Annotated in this window: 15 protein-coding genes; 4 read left to right on the top strand and 11 right to left on the bottom strand. The window is 38.9% G+C overall.

The annotated features are described in order from the left end of the window. Positions 1-15 precede the first annotated feature (15 nt). The 4 genes from FLEMA_RS0107680 to FLEMA_RS0107665 all read right to left on the bottom strand — a co-directional run bounded on the left by FLEMA_RS0107680 (position 16) and on the right by FLEMA_RS0107665 (position 5065). Positions 16-780, bottom strand: a complete 765-nt coding sequence (locus tag FLEMA_RS0107680; RefSeq protein WP_026994959.1) for an SDR family NAD(P)-dependent oxidoreductase — start codon at positions 778-780, stop codon at positions 16-18. Positions 781-851: 71 nt separating this feature from the next. Next, entirely contained in the window at positions 852-1610 is a 759-nt protein-coding gene (bla, locus tag FLEMA_RS0107675; protein ID WP_044171073.1) for a subclass B1 metallo-beta-lactamase, read from the bottom strand. A gap of 76 nt (positions 1611-1686) precedes the next feature. Next, the gene (locus FLEMA_RS0107670; RefSeq protein ID WP_026994957.1) at positions 1687-3345 is read right to left on the bottom strand and encodes a UxaA family hydrolase; all 1659 of its coding nucleotides are present in this window, start codon (positions 3343-3345) and stop codon (positions 1687-1689) included. A 307-nt stretch (positions 3346-3652) separates the two neighbouring features. Next, positions 3653-5065: a sulfatase family protein gene (locus FLEMA_RS0107665; RefSeq protein WP_026994956.1), complete on the bottom strand. Its 1413-nt coding sequence runs from the start codon at positions 5063-5065 to the stop codon at positions 3653-3655. Positions 5066-5366: 301 nt separating this feature from the next. Here FLEMA_RS0107665 and purL point away from each other — a divergent pair, with 301 nt between their 5' ends. From purL to FLEMA_RS0107645, 4 genes are all read left to right on the top strand, one after another. Beyond that, positions 5367-9068 (top strand): phosphoribosylformylglycinamidine synthase, encoded by a 3702-nt coding sequence (gene purL, locus FLEMA_RS0107660; protein ID WP_026994955.1) that lies wholly within the window; start codon positions 5367-5369, stop codon positions 9066-9068. A 284-nt stretch (positions 9069-9352) separates the two neighbouring features. Next, positions 9353-10234, top strand: coding sequence for a bifunctional 5,10-methylenetetrahydrofolate dehydrogenase/5,10-methenyltetrahydrofolate cyclohydrolase (locus FLEMA_RS0107655; RefSeq protein ID WP_026994954.1), 882 nt, complete (start codon positions 9353-9355; stop codon positions 10232-10234). Between the two features lie 140 nt (positions 10235-10374). Beyond that, on the top strand, positions 10375-12045 hold the full coding sequence (locus FLEMA_RS67875; RefSeq protein ID WP_026994953.1) for a sialate O-acetylesterase: 1671 nt from the start codon (positions 10375-10377) through the stop codon (positions 12043-12045). 218 nt (positions 12046-12263) lie between these two features. Next, complete coding sequence (locus tag FLEMA_RS0107645; protein ID WP_026994952.1) at positions 12264-12662, top strand: NUDIX hydrolase; 399 nt, start codon at positions 12264-12266, stop codon at positions 12660-12662. Positions 12663-12740: 78 nt separating this feature from the next. Here FLEMA_RS0107645 and FLEMA_RS0107640 read toward each other — a convergent pair whose 3' ends face one another. From FLEMA_RS0107640 to FLEMA_RS0107610, 7 genes are all read right to left on the bottom strand, one after another. After that, positions 12741-13631 carry an EamA family transporter gene (locus tag FLEMA_RS0107640; RefSeq protein ID WP_026994951.1) on the bottom strand — a complete coding sequence of 297 codons (891 nt, stop codon included), beginning with the start codon at positions 13629-13631 and terminating at the stop codon, positions 12741-12743. A 137-nt stretch (positions 13632-13768) separates the two neighbouring features. Continuing rightward, a complete protein-coding gene (locus FLEMA_RS67870) occupies positions 13769-14083 on the bottom strand; it encodes a Dabb family protein (protein ID WP_052354016.1) in 315 nt (104 codons plus the stop codon). A 192-nt stretch (positions 14084-14275) separates the two neighbouring features. Then, complete coding sequence (locus FLEMA_RS67865; protein WP_052354015.1) at positions 14276-16711, bottom strand: TonB-dependent receptor; 2436 nt, start codon at positions 16709-16711, stop codon at positions 14276-14278. Positions 16712-17160: 449 nt separating this feature from the next. Next, positions 17161-19227 (bottom strand): heavy metal translocating P-type ATPase, encoded by a 2067-nt coding sequence (locus tag FLEMA_RS0107625; protein WP_026994950.1) that lies wholly within the window; start codon positions 19225-19227, stop codon positions 17161-17163. A gap of 215 nt (positions 19228-19442) precedes the next feature. Continuing rightward, the gene (locus FLEMA_RS0107620) at positions 19443-20612 is read right to left on the bottom strand and encodes an efflux RND transporter periplasmic adaptor subunit (RefSeq protein ID WP_229359381.1); all 1170 of its coding nucleotides are present in this window, start codon (positions 20610-20612) and stop codon (positions 19443-19445) included. Positions 20613-20683: 71 nt separating this feature from the next. Next, complete coding sequence (locus FLEMA_RS0107615; protein WP_026994948.1) at positions 20684-25027, bottom strand: CusA/CzcA family heavy metal efflux RND transporter; 4344 nt, start codon at positions 25025-25027, stop codon at positions 20684-20686. Between the two features lie 102 nt (positions 25028-25129). Continuing rightward, the gene (locus FLEMA_RS0107610; RefSeq protein ID WP_144080056.1) at positions 25130-25462 is read right to left on the bottom strand and encodes a DUF6660 family protein; all 333 of its coding nucleotides are present in this window, start codon (positions 25460-25462) and stop codon (positions 25130-25132) included. Positions 25463-25569 lie beyond the last annotated feature (107 nt).

The following is a 25569-nucleotide window of genomic DNA, read 5'->3' as shown; positions in this document are numbered from 1 at the left end:
AATTTATGCTATTATTTAGTTATTTAACCGAATAAAACCACCATCGATAGGATAATCTGTTCCTGTAATAAATCCAGCTTCGTCCGAACACAAATACAAAGCTAATGAAGCTACTTCGCTAGGCTTGGCCATACGCCCGATAGGCTGAGTAGCTGATAATTTTTCAAACATTTCGGCTTCTTGACCAGGATAATTTTTGGCTATAAAACCATCGACAAACGGCGTATGTACTCGTGCTGGCGAAATACAATTACAACGGATATTGTCTTTGATATAATCTTTGGCAATCGACAGCGTCATTGTTAATACTGCTCCTTTGGACATAGAGTAAGCAAATCTGTCGGGAATACCCACCGAGGCGGCAATAGATGCCATATTAAGAATTACCCCTCCACCGTTGTTTTTCATGAGTGGAATAGCCGCAAACAAACAATTATAAACCCCTTTTACATTGACATTGAAAACACGTTCAAAATCGGTACTACTGCATTTTTCGAGATTCCCTACGTGAGCTATCCCAGCATTATTAACCAAAATATGGACTTGTCCGATGCTTTGAAAAATAGAGGCTACTTGCTCTTGATTAGACACATCACAAGCAAATACCTGAGCTTGCCCGCCTGCTTGTATTATTTCGGCCACAGTTTCGGCTCCAGCGTCGGCATTCAACTCTATAATATTGACAGAAGCCCCTTGTTGAGCAAACAATACCGAGATTGCTCGTCCTATACCACTCCCTCCACCAGTAATTACTACCGATTTTCCTTGAAGACTAAACATATTTTTATGGTTTACTAAATAATAAACTTGATTGAATGATTGATAAAAACCGCTTTATAACAGAATTCCTTTTACTGAACCTTGAATAACTTAATGGTATAATCAAGTAGTTTTTGGTTGCCGTATGCTCCATGCCCCGGAATAATAAGCTTTACTTGGGGGTACGATTGTTTAACTTTTTCTACTGTATTTGACCATTCAGCAAGATTGGCATCGCCCAAATAGCCTTTGCTGGCATCCAATTCTTTGATTAAACAACCACCAAACATGACCTTTTCGCTTGGGAAATAACCTACTACATTATCTTTTGTATACCCTTCTCCAAAAAACTTAGCAACAATATATTCTTTACCTACTCTTAAAACCAGTGAGTCGCTAAAGCTATTTTGAGGAACAGCATAGTTGTTTGCTTTGGCTAGCTCAATGGTCTTGACATAAGCATAAGAAGGAATATTACTTTCATCAAATGCCTTTAATCCTCCCAAACAATCGTCATGAAAATGCGTTGGAATAATGGCATCAATTTTGCAGTGCAACGTTTCCTGTATCCATTTAATCAACTCTTCTGCACTTTTGTTGTTGGTTGGCGTATCAAAAACAATTACCTCATTGCTATTTCTCACGATAAGGCCATTGCAAGGAACATACCCAAAATCATTGGTTTGTAAAAAAGATACATGTTCAAATGAATTAGGGGCAATCTGGGTTACAATCAAATCCTTTGATTTATAAACCTCTTTGGCCTTGAAATTATTTCTTTTTTGAGAAATACCCACAAAGCTTATGATTGAGCATACAATGATTAGTAGTGTTTTTGTAATACTTCCCATTTTATTTTTCTAGTTTAACTTTTTGCGAATCAATGTGCTTATCAATAGGAAAATGACTATGGAGTAAACCTTAACACTACAAGCTTACACCTCTACGCCAGAACATAAAATCATCTTGTCCTAGCTCCATTGCTTTGGTTTGGTATTCGCCCGAAGCCAGCCCAATAATATATTCTAAAACCTCCTCGCCCATCTCTTCTACTGATTTTTCGCCCTCAATAATAGGTCCGCAGTCAATATCTATAATTTCGGGTAATTTTTTAGCCAGTATTGTATTAGTTGCCAATTTTACCATTGGGCAAATAGGGTTTCCTGTTGGTGTACCTAAGCCCGTAGTAAATAGCTGAATAGTAGCACCTGCACCAGCCATACCCGTTGTAGCCAAAACGTCGTTGCCAGGCGTACAAACCAAATTTAAGCCCTGCTTGGTAGCGTATTGTCCATAACCCAAAGCATCGACTACTGGCGATGTCCCTGCTTTTTTGGCTGCTCCTGCCGATTTGATAGCATCGGTAATCAAGCCGTCTTTGATGTTGCCTGGCGAAGGGTTCATATCAAAGCCAGCTCCTACGGCTTCGGCACGGCGGGCGTATTCGTTCATTAAATAGCCAAAATTATTGGCTACTTCGGCAGTTACCGAGCGGTTTTGTAACTCTTGTTCTACCCCACAAAGTTCTGGAAATTCGGCAATCATTACCTGACCGCCCAAAGCTACCACAAGGTCGGCGGTATGGCCAATCGCAGGGTTGGCCGAAATACCCGAAAAGCCATCAGAGCCACCACATTTTACCCCTACTTTTAATTGACTAAGTGGAGCAGGCTGACGTTCTATCTGATTGATTTCGAGTAATCCTAAAAATGTTTGGCGAATAGCCTCCGACAACATTTTTGATTCGCCCGAGCCTGAATCTTGTTGTTGCTCAAAGATATACAGGGGTTTGTCAAAATTAGGCGAGAATTGAGTAATTGCATCTTTCAAAATACTTACTTGTGAATGCTGACAGCCCAAACTCAATACCGTAATACCTGCTACATTGGGATTGATACAATAGCCCGCCAATAAGCGACAAAGATTTTCTGAATCATCTTTGTTTTCGCCACAACCACTTTCATGGGTCAAAAACTTGATACCATCTACATTTTTGAAAATCCGATTTTGTGTATAATCAGATTTTTTCTGACCAAATTGGAAATTTTTTAAGTCATCGACAGAAGCTCCCTTTTGAAAAGCATCAAGTAGCGAATGAACTTGGTCTTGGTACATATCGGGCTGGGCATAGCCTAATTCTTTCAAAAAAGCCTGCTTCATGATATTGATATTGCGATTTTCGCAAAAAACCAATGGAATAACCAACCAGTAGTTTTGTGTACCCACTTGGCCATCGCTACGATGATAGCCCATAAAAGTACGGTTTTGCCATTTGCTAACATCTGGGGCTGTCCAAGCATAATCCTTGAGCTTTCCTTGAAAAGGTTCGGAAGCGTGCTTGAGGTTGAAAGTATGAATAAGCCCCCCCTCTGGAATATCCATTTGAGCTTTTCCTACCAACACCCCATACATCGTTACTTCATCGCCTTGCTTGAGTGGTTCTATCAAAAACTTATGCTTTGCCGCTATATCATCTTGTAAAACGATAGTTTTACCATTAAACTCGACACTATCTCCCTTTTTTAAGTCGGTAAGAGCTACCAATACATTATCGGTAGGGTTAATTTGCAGAAATGTTCTTTTCACAGAATTCAATTTACTTTTATTGTTTTCTAAAAGAAGTAAGCTTTTCAATAATTATACTCTTAGTACGATTGAGTTTTTTATGGTACTATCTCCAAACCTCGCCGATAATACTATTGTACAACGGGAATATACTATTTTTCTTGATTTAAGGCCTGTCAATAGCAACTGTTCAAATTTTTGTAATAGTAAAATTCATTGAGCCAATTAAACTACAGGCAAAAACTATCCTAAAATTTTTATTATCTTACATAAAAGCCTGATTCTGAGTACTATTTTTGGCAAAAAACAGCCTTACCTTTTCTTTTGTTTACTCTGCTTTACCTATTGCTCTTCGGTTTTTGCCTTGTTTACCCGTTAGTTCATCGCCCAAATCCTCACGAGCATCTTCTGCAATTTTCATCAGCAATTTAGTTACTTCAGGAAAATCAAATTGTACATTATATCGTTCGCCGGGGTCACGGCTGAGGTCGTATAAACCTCCTTGAACATTAAAATTTTCATTTACACCTCCTGGTTGGCCGTCTTTGCCTGGAGTAAAACCTTCGTACGTACGCCCAGGATGCGGAAATACCAATTTCCATTTACCATGCCGAACGGCCTCTAGGTTGTTGCGGCGATAATAGTACAGAAATGTATCTCTTGGGTTATCCTTAAAATCACCATTGAGCAATTTCCACAAACTTACGCCATCAATTTTGCGTTTGGGAAGCTCAGCCCCCGTAACTTCGGCCAAAGTAGGTAATATATCAAGTGCCGATGAAATATTGTTACAAACTACTCCTTCAGGAATCACGCCTTTCCATGTCATCAGGCACGGTACACGCTGCCCACCTTCCCATGTTGTACCTTTTCCTTCTCGAAACCCTCCCGTACTTCCAGCATGATTTCCGTAGTTGAACCAAGGGCCATTGTCGGATGTCACAATAACGAGGGTATTATCGTCAAGTTTCAAATTGGCTAAGGTTTGGCGAATTTGTCCGATACTCCAGTCTAATTCCATCAAAACATCGCCAAATAGTCCTTGTTGTGACTTACCTTTAAACTTATCTGAAACAAAAAGCGGTACATGAGGCATTGGATGAGCCAAGTATACAAAAAAGGGTTTGTCTTTATTTTTTTGAATAAAATTGATTGTTTTTTCAGTAAACTGCGTCGTAAACTGGCTTGGGTCGGGATTAGTAGCAATAACCTTTTCGTTTTCAAAAAGTGGCAAAGCTGGATAATAGTTTTTGGTAACAGGGTGATTAGGCCACATATCGTGCGAATACGGGATACCATAATATTCGTCAAAGCCATTTTTGGTAGGTAAAAATTGAGGCAAATGCCCCAAGTGCCATTTGCCATAAGCCGCAGTGGCATAGCCTTGTTTTTTGAGAACTTCAGCAATTGTTTCCTCTTCAGGATTCAAACCCATTTTGGCGGTATGATCAAAGGCCCCACTAAATCCAAGGCGATTGGGATAACACCCCGTAAGTAAACCAGCCCTCGAAGCAGTACAAACGGCTTGTGGAGAATAAAAATGAGAAAAGAATAGCCCATCTTTGGCCATTTGATCGAGGTGAGGCGTTGTATACCCCATAGCCCCTGTTCTACCGAGGTCGCCATATCCCATGTCGTCAAAATACACCACAATAATATTGGGTCGAGTTGTATGGGGCTTACTTGTCTGAAAAGAAAATAAGGTTGATATTCCTACTAAAAAACACATTAACCGCTTCATATTTTGTTGTATTATCATAATGTTTGGCTTTATCAAAACAAAAATAAAGTAGTAAGATAAGGAATATTCAAAAAGTTTTAAAACCTGTTTATAGGCTATCTCCCCAAAAATTGGGAATTACTTTTAGGCGGTATTTACCTGATTTTTAGTATTACAAAAGCTTATGTATCGGTTTATGGCTAGGATGAATCGTATTCCTAAGAAAAGACATCTACCCAAATCCAAACATAAATATCTCGCTTTCTTCAGTTAATTGGTTTAATTTTGTGTTTTCAATCCAATAATTCAAATAAGCAGAAAAATGATTCATTTCTTCGGAAGCCATCGGATTGCCGACCAATCCAACACTGTTTTTGCAGTCCAAACGCAAAATATCCTCTCAAGTGACGACATCAAAAAATTGTATTGGTTATTTAACAGTCAAAGCGAACATCCATTTACTCTCACCAATAACAGTGAATCATCATTAAAAGCCTTTTTTGTTGGTCCACGTGCTGCTATGATTACGCCTTGGAGTACCAATGCCGTAGAAATTACGCAGAATATGGGTATATCAGGGATTATTAGAATTGAAGAATTTACAGCGGTATCGGCAGATTTTACAGATTTTGACCCGATGCTTTCTCAAAAATACACAGAGCTTCATCAGAACATTTATACCATCAATGTACAGCCTGAACCGATTTTGGAAATTGATGATATTGCCGCTTACAACAAAAAAGAAGGTTTGGCCCTAAGTAGCGAAGAAGTAGATTATTTGAATAATCTTGCTGAAAAATTAGGCAGAAAATTAACCGACTCCGAAGTATTTGGTTTCTCTCAGGTAAACTCAGAACACTGTCGTCATAAAATTTTCAACGGAACATTTGTTATCGACGGTGAAGCCAAAGAAACTTCTCTTTTCAAACTTATCAAGAAAACTTCTGAGACAAATCCAAACGATATTGTTTCTGCTTATAAAGATAACGTAGCCTTTATCAAAGGCCCCAAAGTTACACAATTTGCCCCTCTTAGTGCCGACAAGCCCGATTTTTATGCCGAAAAAGAATTTGATTCTGTTATTTCAGTAAAAGCTGAAACGCATAATTTCCCTACAACTGTTGAGCCATTCAACGGAGCAGCGACTGGGTCGGGTGGCGAAATCCGTGACCGTTTGGCGGGTGGACAAGGTTCGTTGCCATTGGCAGGAACAGCCGTTTATATGACTTCGTATTCACGTTTAGAAGAAAATCGTCCTTGGGAAAATGCCATGAACGAGCGTGATTGGTTGTATCAAACCCCAATGGATATTTTGATTAAAGCCTCAAACGGAGCTTCTGATTTTGGTAATAAGTTTGGGCAACCATTAATTACAGGGTCTGTCTTAACATTTGAGCACGAAGAAGAGGCTCGTAAATTAGGCTTTGACAAAGTAATTATGTTGGCAGGTGGTATTGGCTATGGCAAAGAAAGCCAGGCTATCAAACAAAAACCTCATGTTGGCGACAAAGTTGTTATTCTTGGAGGCGAAAACTACCGTATTGGGATGGGTGGTGCAGCCGTTTCATCGGCCGACACAGGTGCTTTTGGCTCAGGTATCGAGCTCAATGCTATTCAACGCTCAAACCCCGAAATGCAAAAACGTGCTGCCAATGCTATTCGTGGCTTGGTAGAAAGCGACCACAACCCTATTGTGTCGATTCATGACCACGGTGCGGGTGGACACCTCAACTGTCTGTCTGAGTTGGTTGAAGAAACAGGTGGTTTGATTGATTTAGATAAATTACCTGTTGGCGACCCAACCCTTTCGGCCAAAGAAATTATCGGAAATGAATCGCAAGAACGTATGGGCTTAGTGATTGGCGAAAAAGACTTGGCCACACTTCAACGTATTGCCGAACGTGAACGCTCGCCAATGTACGCTGTAGGTGATATTACGGGTAGCCATCGTTTTACATTCGAATCAAAATCGACAGGGTTAAAACCAATGGATTTTGCCATTGAAGATATGTTTGGTAGCTCTCCAAAAATGATTATGGAGGACAAAACCGTAACTCGTAATTATTCCGAGTTGAGCTATTCTAGCGAGGCCATCCCTGATTATCTTAGCCAAGTACTTCAATTAGAGGCGGTTGCTTGTAAAGACTGGTTGACCAACAAGGTTGACCGTTGTGTGGGTGGACGTGTAGCTAAGCAACAATGTGCAGGTCCATTACAATTGCCATTAAACAACGTTGGTGTAATGGCTCTCGACTTTAAAGGAAAAGAAGGTATTGCTACAACGGTAGGCCATTCGCCTGTTTCGGCCTTGATTGACCCCGTGGCAGGTTCACGCAATGCAATCGGCGAGGCTTTGTCCAATATTGTATTTGCCCCCTTGAAAGATGGTTTGAAATCGGTTTCCCTCTCGGCCAACTGGATGTGGGCTTGTAAAAATGAAGGAGAAGATGCTCGTTTGTACGAAGCGGTAAAAGGTTGTTCTGATTTTGCTATCGAATTAGGCATCAATATCCCAACAGGAAAAGATTCGCTTTCGATGAAGCAGAAATATCCAAACGACGAAGTGATTGCCCCTGGTACGGTGATTATTTCGGCAGGAGGCCATTGCTCAGACATTACACAAGTAGTTGAGCCTGTTTTGAAACGCCAAGGAGGAAATATCTATTACCTCAACTTATCACAAGATACGTTTAAATTGGGAGGTAGCTCTTTTGCTCAAATCCTTAATAAAGTAGGTAAAGAAGTACCAAGTATTACCAATGCGGCCTATTTCAAAACAGCATTCAATATATTACAAGACCTTATCAAAGCAGGTAAAATTAAAGCAGGCCACGACGTAGGAAGTGGTGGTTTGGTGACGACTTTATTAGAAATGTGTTTTGCTGATGTCAACTTAGGGGCTGAATACGACCTAACTTCATTGGGTGAAGAAGATACCGTGAAAACTCTTTTCAACGAAAATATTGCGGTTGTATTCCAAGCCAACACAGACGTAGAAGCTGTATTTGCTGCTAATAATATCGAGATTTTCAACATCGGTAAAGTAGTTGAAGAGAATGTTATTAGTATCAAAAACCATGACGATATATTTACTTTCAATATTACCCTATTAAGAGACACTTGGTACAAAACATCATTCCTTTTAGATACTAAACAAGCGAAAAATGGAATGGCTGCCGAACGTTATAATAACTTCCAAAGCCAACCCTTGAAGTATGTATTCCCAAGTCATTTTGATGGTAAAAAGCCAGTAATCGACGCTTCTCAGCCAAGACCTAAGGCCGCTATTATCCGTGAAAAAGGAAGTAACTCTGAGCGTGAAATGGCCAATGCTATGTATTTGGCAGGCTTTGATGTAAAAGACGTTCACATGACCGATTTGATTGCTGGCCGTGAAACCCTCGAAGATATTCAATTTATTGGTGCTGTGGGTGGTTTCTCTAACTCAGACGTACTGGGTTCTGCCAAAGGTTGGGCTGGAGCATTTTTGTACAACGAAAAAGCCAATACAGCCCTCAAAAATTTCTTCAAACGTGAAGATACCCTTTCGGTAGGTATTTGTAACGGTTGCCAGTTGTTGATGGAGCTTGAATTAATCAATCCAGAACACGAAGTACATGGCAAAATGCACCACAATATTTCGCACAAACACGAAAGTATTTTTACTTCTGTAAAAATCCAGAAAAACAACTCGGTAATGCTTTCAACTTTGGAAGGTGCTACCTTGGGTGTTTGGGTATCGCATGGTGAAGGAAAATTCCATTTGCCATACGCCGAAGAGCAATACAATATTGTAGCCAAATATGGTTATGCTGGCTATCCTGCCAATCCAAATGGCTCGGATTATAATACTGCTATGATGTGCGATACCACAGGACGACACTTAGTAATGATGCCACATATCGAACGCTCTACGTTCCCTTGGAACTGGGCTCATTATCCAGAAAAAGCCCAAAAAGATGAAGTGTCGCCATGGTTAGAGGCATTTGTTAATGCCAGAAAATGGATTAACGCTCAAAAATAAGTTATCTAGTAGATTAATATCAAAAAGCGGCCGAAAAACAATTTTCGGCCGCTTTTTTCCTATACAGCTTAGAGAATAATCCTAGTTCCAAAATTAAGGATGACTCATGTTTACAGGAAAGAAGAAGTACTCGCCAACAACGGCAGAACATCCAGAGCCATTTTATCACCTTTACCCATACCAATCCTTGGGTGCTATCGGTCAACAAGGTTGTTCTAATCTAAATTATTCCGTAATTTTGAGACTTCATAAATGACACTCGACATTTTAAACCAATAGTCCAAATGCAAATCATTGACGGTAAAGCCGTAGCAGACGAAATTAAAAAAGAAATTGGAGCAGAAGTAGAGGCTATCAAAGCAGCAGGTGGTAAAACACCACACTTGGTGGCTATTCTAGTGGGAAATAATGGTGCTTCCGAAACCTACGTAGCCAACAAAGTGAAGTCTTGTGAAGAATTGGGCTTCAAGTCAACTTTATTACGCTTTGAACCAACAATCACAGAAGCAGAGCTATTAGCAGAAGTTCAGAAAATCAATCAAAATGATGATATGGACGGTTTGATTGTTCAGCTTCCCCTTCCCGACCATATCAATCCCGATAAAGTTATGGAAACTATCGACCCTAAAAAAGATGTTGATGGCTTCCACCCTATCAATATTGGGCGTATGGCCAAAGGTTTGCCTGCCTATATTTCGGCAACCCCACAAGGTGTATTGGACCTACTGGAACGTTACAATATCGAAACCTCTGGCAAGCATTGTGTGGTAGTAGGCCGTAGCCAAATTGTAGGCTTACCAATGTCTATTTTGATGCAAAGAAACCACAAAATCGGTAACTGTACAGTAACACTGACACATTCAAAAACCAAAAATCTAGCTGAAGTATGTGCTTCTGCCGATATTCTGATTGCAGCGTTAGGTCGTCCTGAATTTATTACAGCCGAATATGTAAAAGAGGGTGCTGTGGTTATCGACGTAGGCTTAACACGTGTTGAAGATAGCTCGAAAAAGTCTGGTTTTGCCTTGAAAGGTGATGTTAAATTTGATGAAGTTGCCTCAAAATGTTCATTTATTACGCCAGTACCTAAAGGGGTTGGCCCAATGACCATTGTTTCTTTAATGAAAAACACACTTCTTTCTGCCAAAAACGCTATTTATCAATAGTATCATCCATAATATGTCAGGACTTTACCCACTCCAAAGTCTTGACATATTATTCTATTAATCAAATAGTTGACATCAATACCCTATTTTAAAAAATTACCCCTATCTTTAGTTTTTCAACCTTTGCCTAAGAAATTTACATGAAATTATCACTACCCAATATTGGCTATTTAGCTATTTTGGTTATGTTACTACCCCTCAAGCTCAAAGCCCAAATAGAGATAACATACCCACAAAGTAGATACATTTTCCAAAGAAATATAAACAATACAGCCTCGGTACCTATTGCTGGTAATTATAGCCTTATTGCAGATAAAATTGAAGCAAGAGCTATCGCCAGAAATATGTCACCCAGACAGGGAACGTCTACCGATTGGCAAGTTTTGCAAGAGAATCCTCAAAATGGAATTTTTCAAGGCTCGATAATGCTTAGTGGAGGCTGGTACGACCTAATTGTACGAGCTTTAAAAGATAATACTATTATTGGTATCGACACTTTACAACGAGTAGGTATTGGCGAGCTATTTGTAGTAGCGGGGCAGTCTAATGCTACTGGTGACAGTGAGCTACGAAGCCAAAATATCTTTGGCCCTAGCTCTACCGACGACAGGGTACATACTGTCAATTATTTTAATGGTGCTTCTACTACTTATAGCAATACCAATTTACCACTGCCTATTTTTGAAAATATCGACTCTACATTCCGAATGTCGCCAATGGGCAATAGTGCTTGGTGTTGGGGTGTATTGGGCGATTCGCTGGCCAAAAAACTAAATGTTCCTATTGCTTTTTTCAATGCTGGATGGTCTGGCTCGGGTATTGGCTCATGGGCTACAACCGCCGAAGATACCACTGCTACCCCACAAGAGTTTATTACTTTTCCTAAAGGGCTACCTTATGGCAACTTACGTTCAACACTTCGTTTTTATGCAGCTCAATTTGGGATGAGGGCCGTTCTATGGCATCAGGGAGAAAGCGACAACCTCTTTCAGACAGATAGAAATACTTATGGGCAAAAACTTAAACTGGTTATCCAAAAAAGTAGGATACATGCACGACATCCGTCCTTGGCATGGGTGGTATCGCGTGCTACTCGTTTCAAAGGACTAGCCCTCGTCAATTCTCGCAACTGGCAGCCTGTGATTGATGCACAAAATGATATAATTGGCCTAAATGGAAACACACAGCCTAATTATATGCCAAATACCTTTGTAGGCCCCTTTACCGACTCGTTGGTTGGCCCTAATATTCGTACCATAGATTCTGTCCATTTCAAAGGACACGGAATTGTTGTACTAGCCAATGAATGGAATAAATCACTGAATAGTAGCTTTTTCCAGAATGCTATTCCTTTAGCTCACCAAAACTTACCACTTATTCAAAGTCAATGTGCTACTATTTCATCTATTTCGCTCACTACTTTTAATGCCTTCCCACAAATTCATTGGAGCAACGACCCTTTTGGCCTTCAAGTTATTTCTCGACAAAATAGATATACCCTTCCTAGCAGCAACCGAATAAGGGCAAAAATCAAAGATGAATACGATAATATTCTTTTTTCAGCCCAAGTGGCTGTACCCAATAATTTTGCAGGGCTGTTTCCTATACAAAGTGTTCGGTCGGGCTATTGGCACGATACCAATACTTGGACTTGTGGCAGAGTACCAACCTCGCTCGATAAAATCACGATATTGGGCGGACATGAAGTGGTGGTTGGAAATAACCTAATAGCTCGTTTTTCAACCATTAATTTATTGGGTACTTTGTACTTTTTTGATTCGGGAAACCTTACGCATATTATTCAAAAATAATTGACAAATAGGCTTTTTTCTGTTAGCTGGTGTACCAATCCACTCGCTAACAGAATATAATCCTGAAATTCTAGCCCCCTAAAAATCCTGTTTCTGGGTATTTAAACTTATTCTAAAATGAGTTTTGAAGTTTCTACAACAAATATTCCAAACATGATAGAATATTTTCTTACTTTCATGGATTGCATCTTAGGTTTACTCAAAAACTAATCATTACAATGAATATTATTGATAAATTAGCTTGGATTGAAATCCAGCATAAGGCTATCCTTTCGGCCAAATCTTATGGAAAAGATAAATTCTATTTGCCTGGAGGAAAAAGAGAACTTAACGAAACCGATGAACAAGCTTTAATTCGTGAAATTAGGGAAGAACTTAGCGTAAGTCTTGACACCACAACACTACAATTGGTAGGTATTTTTGAAGCCCAAGCTCACGGACATCCAGAAGGTACTATCGTTAGAATGACTTGTTATAGTGCCAATTATGTAGGAGAAATAAAAGCCAGTGCCGAAATAGCAGAAGTTAGGTGGTTAAATTGTTCAGATAAAGCTATCATTTCGGAAGTAGATAAAATTATCTTTGATTTCCTTCAACAGAAGAATCTATTAGATTAGCCTGAGCATATTGCCTATTTTCAAAATCAAAAAACACACTCAATCCTAAATATACCTTTTGGCATTTTTGTTTGATTTTCAGGGAAAATTTCTTAGTAAAAGAATCATCAATGAGCCAACTACCATAATGATAGCTCCTAATAGCTTCTTGCCAATGCCCTGTTCCTGAAAAACAGTATGCCCTAGCCATACACTAACTATGGCAGATAGCTGAAACAGAGCCAAGGCATAACCTACCGAAATATGCTTGAAGGTATAATTGGTGGTAAATTGCATTGTGCCAACACAAATTGTAAGCAAGAGGTATTTACAAAAAATGGAGGGGTTAAGGGTTGTAAGGCTTTTTTTGAGGTCTGTATTAGAAAAACCGAGTAAGATAAACGAAAAAAAAGCACCACAAACACTCCAACTTATAAAGGCTATAGGCGGAGAAGATGCCTGTATGACTTTCTTGACAAAAACGGCCTCTATTGCCGTTAATATCATAGCTCCTATCCGAAATTGAATCTCCTTTTTCTGGAATAATTTCCACGAAAACTTCTCGGTGGTACTATCTAGTACAAAATAGCTTCCATAAATAATGGTGATAATACCTAATATACCCCATATATTGGGTATTTCGTGGAGTACAAATATACCCGCTAGCATACCAATAACAGACTTATAGGCATTGATTGGCCCCAACACTGAAAGTTCGCCTTTGTCTAGTGCTTTGACAAGTAAGGCGTTGCCCATTGCCCCAACCACTCCTCCTAACAATGAATAACCCCAAAAGCCTGTATACAAATGTGGGGTGGGCAATACCCAATACCCAACGACACATCCTACTGATAAAAAGAAATAGGTTAGAAAGTTCACCAGCAAAGGGTTATGCCCTTTTGCCGTCAATTGTTTTTGATATACATTGCCTAAGGGATTGGATAGAATTCGTAGTAAAACACAAACAGCTATCATCAATGATGTTATCAAGATTTGGAAAGGTTTTTGGTAAATATGCAAAATAAAGCATCAAACCTCTAGTAACCAAGGTATTGTATGCTGAAATATCAGCCTAAGGCTTTATTTTAAATTCTTCCTAAGGGCCAATCACCTACTTTTCATATCCATTATTTTACCCAATAATCTACCACAAACACCTTAGACAAATGAGGCTGTAGCACCTCCTGAAAAGCTATATGTGCTGGGTGTAACTGATAGCTAGCCAAATCCTCCTCTGACAAATAACTCAGTACAAAACAATGTGTAAAACCCTGATGGTGGTTTTCTGGACTATTGTTGATACCCCATTCCATGGCTACAATCTGAGGAATTTGGTCTTTTAAAGCATAAAAGGTATCGGCTACGTGCTGAATCGCAGTATCGGACGAGGTTTCTTTAAACTGAAAAATCACGACATGTCTTAAATATTTTTCTGGTTGCATAATAGTTATTTGTTTAAAATGAAAGCCGTAAAGTTTCTATTAAATTGGCTCAATTGTTGCTTTAATTTTTACCATTATTTGTACAATTATGACTTTCTTCCAATAATCTGGCGTAGATATCTCTTTTTACCTAAAAAAGCCTTTATACTTTCATTCAGCATAAAGGCTTTTCAGCTTTTTTATCACAATTTGTTAGCTTCCAAAATCTACATCTGGCTTATCTAAACCTCGATCTTTTTTACGGAATGTCGCATTGGGCTTGCCTATTGGTAATTGTAGGCTTATTTTATAAAATCGTACATCTCTTCTATTCATGGTTGTTTGATAGGTATTGCCTTGTTCATAAATAGAAATATATTTTCGAGAATTAAAAATATCATTGATGGTAAATGCCACACTTGCTCTGTTTTTCATAAACGATTTGCGTACAGCAAAATCGGCAGCCTGAACAGCCAAACGGTATCCTTGCAAAGTTGGCGATTTGGCATCACGATTCATATTTACTTGGGCTACAATACTGGCTGGAAAACGATACGACAATGTCAATTTTGAACGATAAGTGAACATCTCGTTTTGTGTGTCGACCGACTGAATCAGGAAATGATATACATTAAGATTACCAACTACCGAAAATGGACCAGCGGTGTATTTCAAGGTATTATCAATGCCGTACTGAATATCTGCTTTGGTATTTACAAAAGTTGTTACCAATATACTTGGGTCGGTAGCCGAAGGTTGTGTAAAAGGCTTGATGGTATGGTCTTCATAAACATAATAAGCTGTTGATAGCCAACTCAATCGGCCAAAAGTTTTGTTATAGCTCAACTCGGCTGCATTGATAAACTCGGGTTGTATTTTAGGATTACCTACCGTTATATTCTGGCGGTCGTTTGCTTGAATACCGACAAATAAATGCCTAAAATTAGGTCGGCCTACTTTTCGGCTCAAACTTAAGCCTAGTTCTGAATCGTTATCTAGTTTTTTAGAGACTGAAAACGAAGGGAAAAACGCCCTCAGCCAGTTGCTACCACCTGCTGATGGATAATCGTAGCCAAACGTAGAGTTGTCAAAACGGGATGTTCCGTGCAAAAATGACTGCTCTAATCGCAAGCCTGCTTGTAAGCTAATATTCTTTTTTAATTTTTGGCTATACAAAAAATAAGCAGCATTGATGGTTTCGAGAATAGTGCCATCCTGCGAATAGCTTTCCAAAAAATCATACGACTGCGTTTTTGTATTATATCTGTTAAAAAAATATTGAATATCTCTTTGGTAAGTAAACGACCTCACTCCCATCTCAATTTTGCTAGAATCGTTAAGTGGTTTTACATAATCTGCCTGAAATAAATACTGTGAACCAATCTGACGACCCGTAATTTTGTCGGTTTCAGGAAAATTAACTTGTTCTGAGCCATCAGCATTCAAACTTGTTGTAAACCAATCGGCGGCATTCGATACATTGTTTCGGGTAAAAGAGGTAATAACCGACAATTCTTTACCTTTTTGGGCAAAACTATGTTTCCAGTCTAACTCTACCCCAACATTGGTATAATTATTGGCTGGTACGGTATTTCTTGTTCCAAAACTGGTGATAACTTGTTGAGCATTTTTGTAATCATAGCTTTGATTGGCAATAGTGTTGAAAGCCCCTCCTACCATATTTCCTGCCAAAGTAAAGGTATTATGCTTATCAGAAGCATATTCTATCGACAAGCGTCCGTTCTGAAATAAGTTATCTAAATTGGTTAATGTATTTTGGTTAAAAAATGTTGATGGTACATTTTCGGCAAAAGTTGTTCTTTGCACATAGCTATTAAGCGGATTTTTGGTTGCATTAAGGTTATATAGCACATTAAAAGTCCACTTGTCTTGATGATAATCCAAGTTAATTGAAGCATCATACCTTGCATTATTTCCGATACCCACACTAGCACTACCATTGTATCCAGCCTGACGATTTTTCTTTAAAATAAGATTAACAATACCACCCGATGTAGAGGCATCATACCGAGCAGAAGGATTAGATATTACCTCTACTGATTCTATTTGATTAGCTGGAATTTGGGCAAGCGTCAACTGCGTTGGTTTTCCGTTGATATAAATAGTAGTAGCCAAATTACGGATACTGGCATTACCACTTTCGTCAAGGCTTATTGAAGGTACATTTCTCAGCAAAGCTTCGGCTGTACCACCTATACTTGTCAAGCTTTTAGCTACATTAAATACCCTTTTATCCATGCTAAAACTGGCGGCTTCTTTTTCTCCTTTTACCTCAACCTCCTGTAAAACAGTGTTATCTGGACTCAAAGCTATTGTACCCATATCAAGGCTTGGGGTATTCACCATGATAGCTTGAGATACTGTTTTATAATAAATAAAAGATACCTTCACTATAAGATTCCCCGCGGGCAAGCCTCCCAATACAAATACCCCAGACTCAGGAGTATTTACGCCACCAATCAGTGTTTCTTTTGTATCTACTATTTTATAAACCGTTATAGAGGCAAAAGGTAAAGGCTGTTTGGTAGATGCGTCCATTACCAAACCTTTGATTTCATGCGTTTTGTTGGGAGTTTGTCCAAAAATATTGGTAATCAGCAAGCATAAAAAAACTATAGTATATTTCATACAATATTGTTGTGGGGAAGAGAGTGAATAATAAGCCTCAGTAGCCTTTTAGAGCCATACTTATTTGCTTGAAATAGTATTCAAGGGCTTTTGTAACAACAAAACAAGCAGGAAACTTTTTACTTTTTTGAATTATTCTACCATACGTACAATTTAATCGACAACGAGAAGAGTTATTCAGACTAGACTTTGGGAAGAAGAAACAATACAGAACTAACAACTTGCCATAAGAGAAATAGCTACTTGTTACTAATTTACAACAAAATCACCTTGGTATATTTTTAGGATACAACATTTTAAAAGGTGTTTAATTCTGTTTTAAAACAGCTCGAAACCAGAATTTTCAGGATTGTTTTCAACGACTTCCTATTAACTGGCACATGAAATCGCCAGTTAATAGGAAATAATGTTAAATACCTAATTCAATGGGTGTGTAACCAATATCTGTATCAAAACTTCATATTCTGAATACGAACGGCATTGAGAATTGCTAATAATGCTACGCCGACATCGGCAAAAATGGCTTCCCACATATTGGCTAGTCCGCCTGCACCAAGTATCAATACAATTGCTTTTACGGCAAAAGCCATGGTGATATTTTGCCAAACGATTTTCTTAGTTTGTTTGCCGATATTAATTGCCATTGGTATTTTAGATGGCTTATCGTCTTGAATCACCACATCGGCAGTTTCGATGGTGGCATCGCTCCCTAATCCACCCATTGCAATTCCTACGTCGCTGAGTGCTACTACTGGGGCATCGTTTACGCCATCGCCAATAAAACATACTGTTTCGTTAGTGGCTTTTAGTGCCTTCACTTTGTTGACTTTATCTTCGGGCAATAAATCGCCAAAAGCATTGACAATACCCAAAGTATCAGCCACAAATTTTACTACATTGGTTTTATCGCCACTCAGCATCGTTGTTTTTACCCCTAATGCTTTTAGCTGGTCAATCGTCAACTTGGCATCGTCCTTTATGCTATCGGCAATGGTTAGGTATCCTACAAATGCTTTGTTATAGGCAATAGCAATGACGGTATAAACAATGGAAGCTGGGTCTATATCATAATCAATAGAAAAAGTATTCAATAGTTTGAAATTACCAACCAGTAATTCTTTGCCATTGATGTTGGCCCTAAGCCCTTGCCCAGCTATTTCTTCCGTATTTTCCAAAACGATACCGTTGTCTATTTTTCCTACAAAATCATGAATGGCCGTAGCTACTGGATGTGTACTTTGGCTTTCCAAGGCATTTATCATTTGTAGAATTTCATCTTTATTGACATTAGGCTTTATTACCACTTCCTGAACTTTGAAAATACCTTCGGTCATTGTACCTGTTTTATCCATTACGACTTGCTGGATATTGGCAATAATATCCAGAAAATTACTTCCTTTAAACAAAATACCATGTCTGCTAGCAGCACCAATACCTCCAAAATATCCTAGAGGAATACTAATTACTAAGGCACAAGGGCAAGAAATAACCAAGAAAATCAAAGCTCGGTACAACCACTGATTAAAAATATAATCTTCGACAAAGAAGTAGGGTAATGTACAAATTGCCAGTGCCAAAAAAACGACCATTGGCGTATAGATTTTAGCAAACTTTCTGATAAACAATTCTGTTGGAGCTTTTTGGGCTGTGGCATTTTGAACCAAATCCAAAATTTTTGAAAGCTTACTATCTTTGTAGGCAGTCGTGATTTTTACTTGTGTTACTGTATTGAGGTTAATCATACCTGCTAGTACGGTTTCGCCTTTGGTTTTGGTATCGGGTTTACTTTCACCAGTGAGTGCAGCCGTATTGAAAGAGGCAGAATCAGAAAGTAATTCGCCATCCAAACCTAATTTTTCTCCTGCTTTTAGCTGAATAATATCGCCTACATTGGCAGCAATTGCTTTAATAGTTTTGGGCTGGTTGTTTTCCAAAATGGTTACTTCATCGGGACGCTGGTCTAACAGCGATTTGATATTTGCCTTCGCACGTCTTACTGCCAACGTTTGAAATACTTCGCCAACGGAATAAAACAACATGACAGCTACTCCCTCGGGATATTCGCCAATGCCAAAAGCTCCTACTGTGGCAATACTCATCAGTAAAAACTCTGAAAATATTTCGCCCTTAACAATACTTCGTATGGCTTCGTTGAGTACAGGAAAACCCACAGGCATATAAGCAATACCATACCAAGCTATTCGTACCGTGCCTGTAAACCACGATTGTGGATAGTAATTGTCTATCACAATAGCGATTAGCAATAAAACAAAACTGGCTATTGCTGGAAAAAACATTTGGATAGTACTAGTGCTACCAGTGTTATGGTTATGGTCGTGGTCGTGGTCGTGGTCATGCTCGTCATCATCATGCTGATGCTCATGATGCTCGTCGCCATCACAGCAGCTACAACTGGCATTATGGGTCAGGGTAGTAGCTGCCATTTGGTTAATTTTTTCTTCTTCGGTACAACAAAGCTGTTTGCCATCTTTGTCATAAATATGCTGATGTTTCATATTTTTTTATTTTAGGTAGCGGGAATCATGAGTGATTGTGTGCGTTGTGAATTAGCGAGTTAAAGGTTCTTAAACAATTATTTTAAACTTCTAATCAACGCCTTAACAGGCTGTAATACGCAAATTCTCATCACATAGCACACAATCTATTCATTATCAATCCATAAACTTCTTATCTCTTTATTTACTCGTTCACTAACTCACAACTCCATAAATCAATGTCCATGGTCATCGCCGCCTTCGGCGTTGGCAATAGATGATTGTAAATAATATGAACCTTTGATAACAATTTTTACCCCATCAGGTATATCCTGAAGAGGAGTAACCTGTACAAAACCCAATTGCGTTGTACCTGTTTTTACCTCAATTCGCTTAAACTGAATACCATCATCGTGGGCTTCCTTTTCATTTTTCTCGTCATGTTCTTCTCGGATAAAAATAAACTCTTTGCCCTCAGCCTTTACAACGGCATCGATAGGAAGTGTATTTACATCATTATTCCCAATATCAATCAAGGCACTTACATACATACCCGATATTAGTCCTGCCTTGCTGTTGTTAATATCGGCATGAACAGCCACCGATTTTGTTTCATTCTGAAAAGCCTTTCCAATGCTAAAAATCTTTCCCAAGATTTCCTGATTTCCTTGATTGGTAAGCACAAAACGAACATTTTGCCCAATTTTTATTTTAAAAAGGTCTTTTTCATACACCAACAAATCGACGTGCATTTTCGCATTATCAACAATAGAAAACAAAGACGTATTGGGCGAAACACTACTGCCAATCTTTACTTCTACAGCCGTAATATAGCCCGATATAGGTGCGGTAATGGCTATTGTTGCCTTATTTTCATTGCCACTTAGCGATATAGTTTGTTCTACAATCTGGATTTGCTGTGTCAAATTCTCGATTTTACTTTTCAACGCTTCAAAGTCGGCACTGGTTTTCTGAAACGTTTTTTGGGCAGTAACATGTTCGTTACTCAATTCTTTTTGACGGCGAAAATCAGCACTTAAATAATCCATTGAGGATTTTGCTTGTTGCAATTCATCTTTTAGCTTTGCCTTTTGCAATCGTAAATTATTAAATTCTACACTTTGAAATGTAGCCAATGTTTGTCCTTTTTTTACGTATTGCCCTTCAATTACTGTAATTGTTTTGATAATACCTGCCATAAAAACCGATACATCTGCCTGATTTTGAGGGGGTAGCTTGGTATAGCCATTGGCGGTAATTACCTCACTGAGGTTTTTTCGCTCAAAATTCCCAAAAACAATCTGAGAAGCCTTTACCTGAGCTGGCGTAAGCTCAACTGTTCCCTTTTTGCCTTCATGATGCTCTTCGGTTGCGGTAGCTTCTGTACTTTTATTACACGATAACATTGTTAGAAGAACAAGTAATATCGTCATATATTTTGTTATTTTATGATACTTGAGAGTCATTTTTCAAAAATTTAATTGTTCAACAAATATTGAATATTGACATTATTTTGGTTGAATTGGCTGATGGCATTCAGGTAATTTTGCTGAATACTTAGTACAGTTTCTAAAGCCTGTAGATATTCGACATAGCCTATTTCGCCATTTTGAAAGGCTTTTTGGGCATTATTACCAATCAGTGTTGCATTAGGCAAGGCCGTTTGAACATAATAATCTATCAAAGACTGGTTTACTTTCTGTTCTTCGAGCTGTAGTAGTAACTGACTGCTGAGCTGATTTTTGAGATATTCAGCATTTTTTTGTTGTACCAATATTTCGGTGCTAGTTGCCTGAATACGGGCATTGCTTGCCTTGCTAAACAGAGGAATATTTATACCCAAATTGACACCCTGAAAGCGTGGCAAACCATTGTAATGAGTTGTTTTTCCTGCCATTTCTTGGTTGCCAATAAGTGACTGCAAGAAATACCCAGCCAAAAATTCAGGTTTTTTCTGGGCTTTTTCAAGATTTTGAGTAGCTTGGGCAAGTTGTACTTGTTGAATAGCAATTTGAAGCACAGGATTCTGACGAATATAAACCGAATCTGTGTAAAGGGCTTTTGAAGGCAGAAAGCTACTTTCAGCCAAAACAAAATCTTCCTGTAAATTCAGAAGGTGCTTTAGCTTAATTTTTTCACTTATAATCAATCCGTCATTTTGCTTTCTTAGCTGTACCAAAGCTTGCTGTTTGGTTTGGGCGGTTGTTTTTTCTAATAAATTACTCTCGCCTGTTTTGAACCGCAAAGCAGTAGCATTCACCAATCCTTGCAGGTATTCTTCTTGTTTTTGCAATACTTGATTCATAGCTGACCAGTACAGAATCATGTTCCATGATTGCCGAATCTGAAAAGTAACATCGTGTTTGGTTGCAGCTAATTTGAGTTCGCTGTACTTGATATTCTCGTTGATGAGTCGCTTTTTTGCTTGAATTTGGAAAGGACTAAATCCTTGAGAGATACTATAATTATGGTCAAAACTTTTGGTATTGTACTGCCCCAACATGGCATTAATAGTTGTTTTGGGTAATTCTACAGCCGTTGGCTTTAGCTGATTTTGTACTTTCACGGCCAGCTCGCTGGCCTGAACGAGCGTATTCTTTTGCGTAGCTATTTCAATTGCTTGCGATAAACTAAGGTTTTGTTGCCCGAATACGTTAGTACTATTACCAATGAAATATAGTAGTACAAAAACTTTAAGAGTACTTATTTTTGAAGGAGACTTTATCCCTTTTTCTAGTAATAAATATAAAATCGGAAGGATAATCAGGGTGAGTAAGGTAGCAGTAATGAGTCCACCGATAACCACTGTTGCCAAAGGTTTTTGAACTTCAGCCCCTGCACCGCTGCTCAGAGCCATTGGCAAAAAGCCCAACGAGGCTACAGCGGCCGTCATAACTACGGGGCGAAGCCTTACTTTTGTACCTTCTTTGATACGAGCCAGAGTATCGTCCCAACCTTCTGTTTTGAGTTGGTTAAAATAGCCAATCAATACAATACCATTGAGTACTGCCACTCCAAAAAGTGCAATAAACCCAATACCTGCCGAGATACTAAAGGGCATTCCTCGCCACCAAAGTGCAAATACGCCTCCGATAGCCGAAAGTGGAATCGCTGAAAAGATTAAAAGGGATTGTTTGACAGAATGAAAAGTAAAATAAAGTAATACAAAAATCAGTAATAAAGCCGCAGGAACAGCCACAGAAAGGCGTTTATTGGCCTCGACGAGATTTTCAAATTGTCCGCCATAAGTTATATAATAGCCTTCTGGAAGCTTCAGTTGGGTATCTAATTTCGCTTGAATATCATTTACTACCGATTTTACATCTCGTCCACGCACATTGAGACCAATTACTATTCTGCGACGACCATCTTCACGACTTATTTGAGCGGGGCCTTGTTCAAAATTCACATCGGCTACTTGTTCAAGTGGAATTTGATTGCCCGATGGCAAACTGATAAAGATATTTTTTACATTAGAAATATCCTGACGGAAATCTTTGTCGAGACGAACAACCAAGTCATAGCGTTTTTCGCCTTCATACACTGTTCCAGTGGCTTCACCCGCAAAACCAGTGCGTACAACTTTATTGAGGTCGCCAACATTGAGGCCATAAAGAGCCATTTTGTCGGGATTATAACGTACCGTTATTTGAGGCATTCCAGTTACTTGCTCGGCTTTGATGTCGGCTACACCTTCGATATTGCCAATAAGACCAATAGCATTGTTGGCGGTTATGGCTAATTTTTCTAAATCTTCGCCAAAAATCTTGATAGCAATATCGCTTCTTACCCCCGTCATCAATTCATTAAAACGCATCTGAATAGGTTGTGATACTTCAAAAGATACCCCTGGAATTTGTTCCATTTCTTTTTTCATCATATCGGCCAACTGATAGAAATCTTTGGAGCTTGTCCATTGAGATTTATCTTTCAGAATAATAATCAAATCCCCCGATTCGATAGGCATAGGGTCGGTAGGAATTTCGGCCGACCCTATTTTGGCTACAACTTCTACTACTTCTGGAAATTTTGCTTTTAGGATTTGTTCTAATTTGGTCGAAATCTCGATACTCATGCTCAAAGAACTGCCATTGGCACTTCTGAAATTAATGGCATAATCGCCCTCTTCTAGCGTAGGAATAAACTCGCCTCCCATACGACTAAATACCCCAAAAGCTCCCAGAAATAAAACAAAAGAGATACTCAAAATAAAGGTTTTGTACTGTAAAGCTTTTGTTAAAATAGGCTGATAAAAGCGATACACAAAATCAATAATTTTGTCGGAAATATTCTTTTTATGACTAATCATTTTGCTCAAAAACAGAGCCGAAGCCATTGGCACATAAGTAAGCGACAAAATGAACGCTCCCAAAATAGCAAAGGAAACGGTTTGAGCCATTGGCTTGAACATTTTACCTTCTGTACCTACCAACGCCAAAATAGGTAAATACACAATAAGAATAATGATTTCGCCAAAAGCAGCACTACTTCGTATTTGGGTGGCGGCGTGCAATACTTCATTATCCATTTGTTGAGCGTCTAACCGCCCTTCTTTGTTTTGGTGAAGGCGATGAATCACGGCTTCGACAATAATTACTGCTCCATCCACAATCAGCCCAAAGTCTATTGCTCCTAAACTCATCAAATTACCACTTACCCCAAAGAGGTTCATCATAATAACAGCAAAAAGTAGTGCCAAAGGAATCACCGAAGCTACAATTAAGCCCGCTCGCCAGTTACCCAATAACAATACCAATACAAAAATAACAATGAGAGCACCTTCAAGAAGGTTTTTTTCGACAGTACCAATGGCATTGTCAACCAGTTTGGTACGGTCAACAAAAGGCTCGATAGCGACACCTTCAGGCAACGACTTACGGATTTGTTCTACTTTGGCTTTGGTACGGTTTACCACTGCCGAAGAATTTTCGCCCTTGAGCATTAGCACCATACCGCCAACTACTTCCCCTTTTCCGTCTTTGGTAACAGCACCGTATCGCAAGGCGGCACCTTCCTGTACTTTGGCTACATCTCGAATAAGAATAGGAATACCATTATTATTTTTGACCACTATTTTTTCAATATCAGCGATATTTTTAACCATCCCCAAAGCCCTGATAAAATATACATAAGGCTGTTTGTCAATATAAGCTCCTCCTGTGTTTTCATTATTTTTTTCAAGAGCCATAAAAATATCGGTAATTGTAATATTCATACTTTTGAGGCGGTCGGGCTGAACCGCAATTTCGTATTGCTTCAGATTACCACCCAAGGTAGTTACTTCGGCAATACCAGCCGTTCCCAAAAGCTGGGGTTTTACTAGCCAATCCTGAATACTACGCAGTTTTGAGGCATCGTATTTATTTTCAAAACCCTTTTTAGCAAAAATAACATACTGATAAATTTCGCCCAGCCCTGTACTAATAGGAGCTAATTCTGGAATCCCGATACCCTTTGGAATTATCCGTTCGGCATCTTTGAGCTTCTCGCTGATTTGTTGTCTTGCCCAATAAATATCTACATTTTCTTCAAAAACTAAGGTAATTACACTCAAACCAAAACGACTAAACGACCGCATTTCTACAATTTTGGGAATCGTCTTCATCGTTTGTTCGATAGGATAAGTAATAAATTGCTCAACTTCTTGGGTTGCCAAAGTCGGAGCGGTAGTAATAACCTGTACTTGATTGTTGGTAATATCGGGCAGGGCATCGATAGGTAGTCGGCTTAAATTATATACACCCACTAAGATTAAAGCCAAAGTAAATAAGCCCACGATAAATTTGTTTTTTATCGAGAATGCAATGATTTTATCTAACATTTTATAAAAATCTAATAGTTGAAAACTTATGGAATGCCACAAATAGCTAACCATGCTGATATACGTTATCAGCTGGGAACAGTGGCCATAAAGTTGGGAAAATTAGATTTTGGGTGGTTGCCAGATATTACCGTAGAAGTTGGAAATCCAAGCCTCATTTTGGTACGCAATTGTTGCTTTTTCGGGACGAAATGGACACTCAACGTCGGGAGCTACCACAGGAAACTGAAAACTAAAAGCGATGTTTGTGCCACAACAGGCACAGATACAAAAAGGCGAACAGGTTTCAGCATCATCAGTATGTCCCGAATGTTCAGTTTGGTAAAATGAAAATTGGTTTGTATCAGTCACCTTTGTACAGTCGCTGGCATCTCCGCAAGGCAGACATGCAAGCAAAATAATATACAAAGAGAATATGACTGAGAATATTTTCATGGGGCAAATGTAGGCTAAAAACAAGTGCAACAGGTTTTCAAAAAGGAAATATATTTGTCATGGATGCTTATAATAGGGCATTTTCTCTTGTAAGATTGAGGTTTTTA

The organism is Flectobacillus major DSM 103 (assembly GCF_000427405.1).
In the GTDB taxonomy this organism is placed as follows: Bacteria; Bacteroidota; Bacteroidia; order Cytophagales; family Spirosomataceae; genus Flectobacillus; species Flectobacillus major.
Note: the sequence above shows the minus strand (reverse complement) of the source record. Positions and strands in the feature narration are given on the sequence as shown.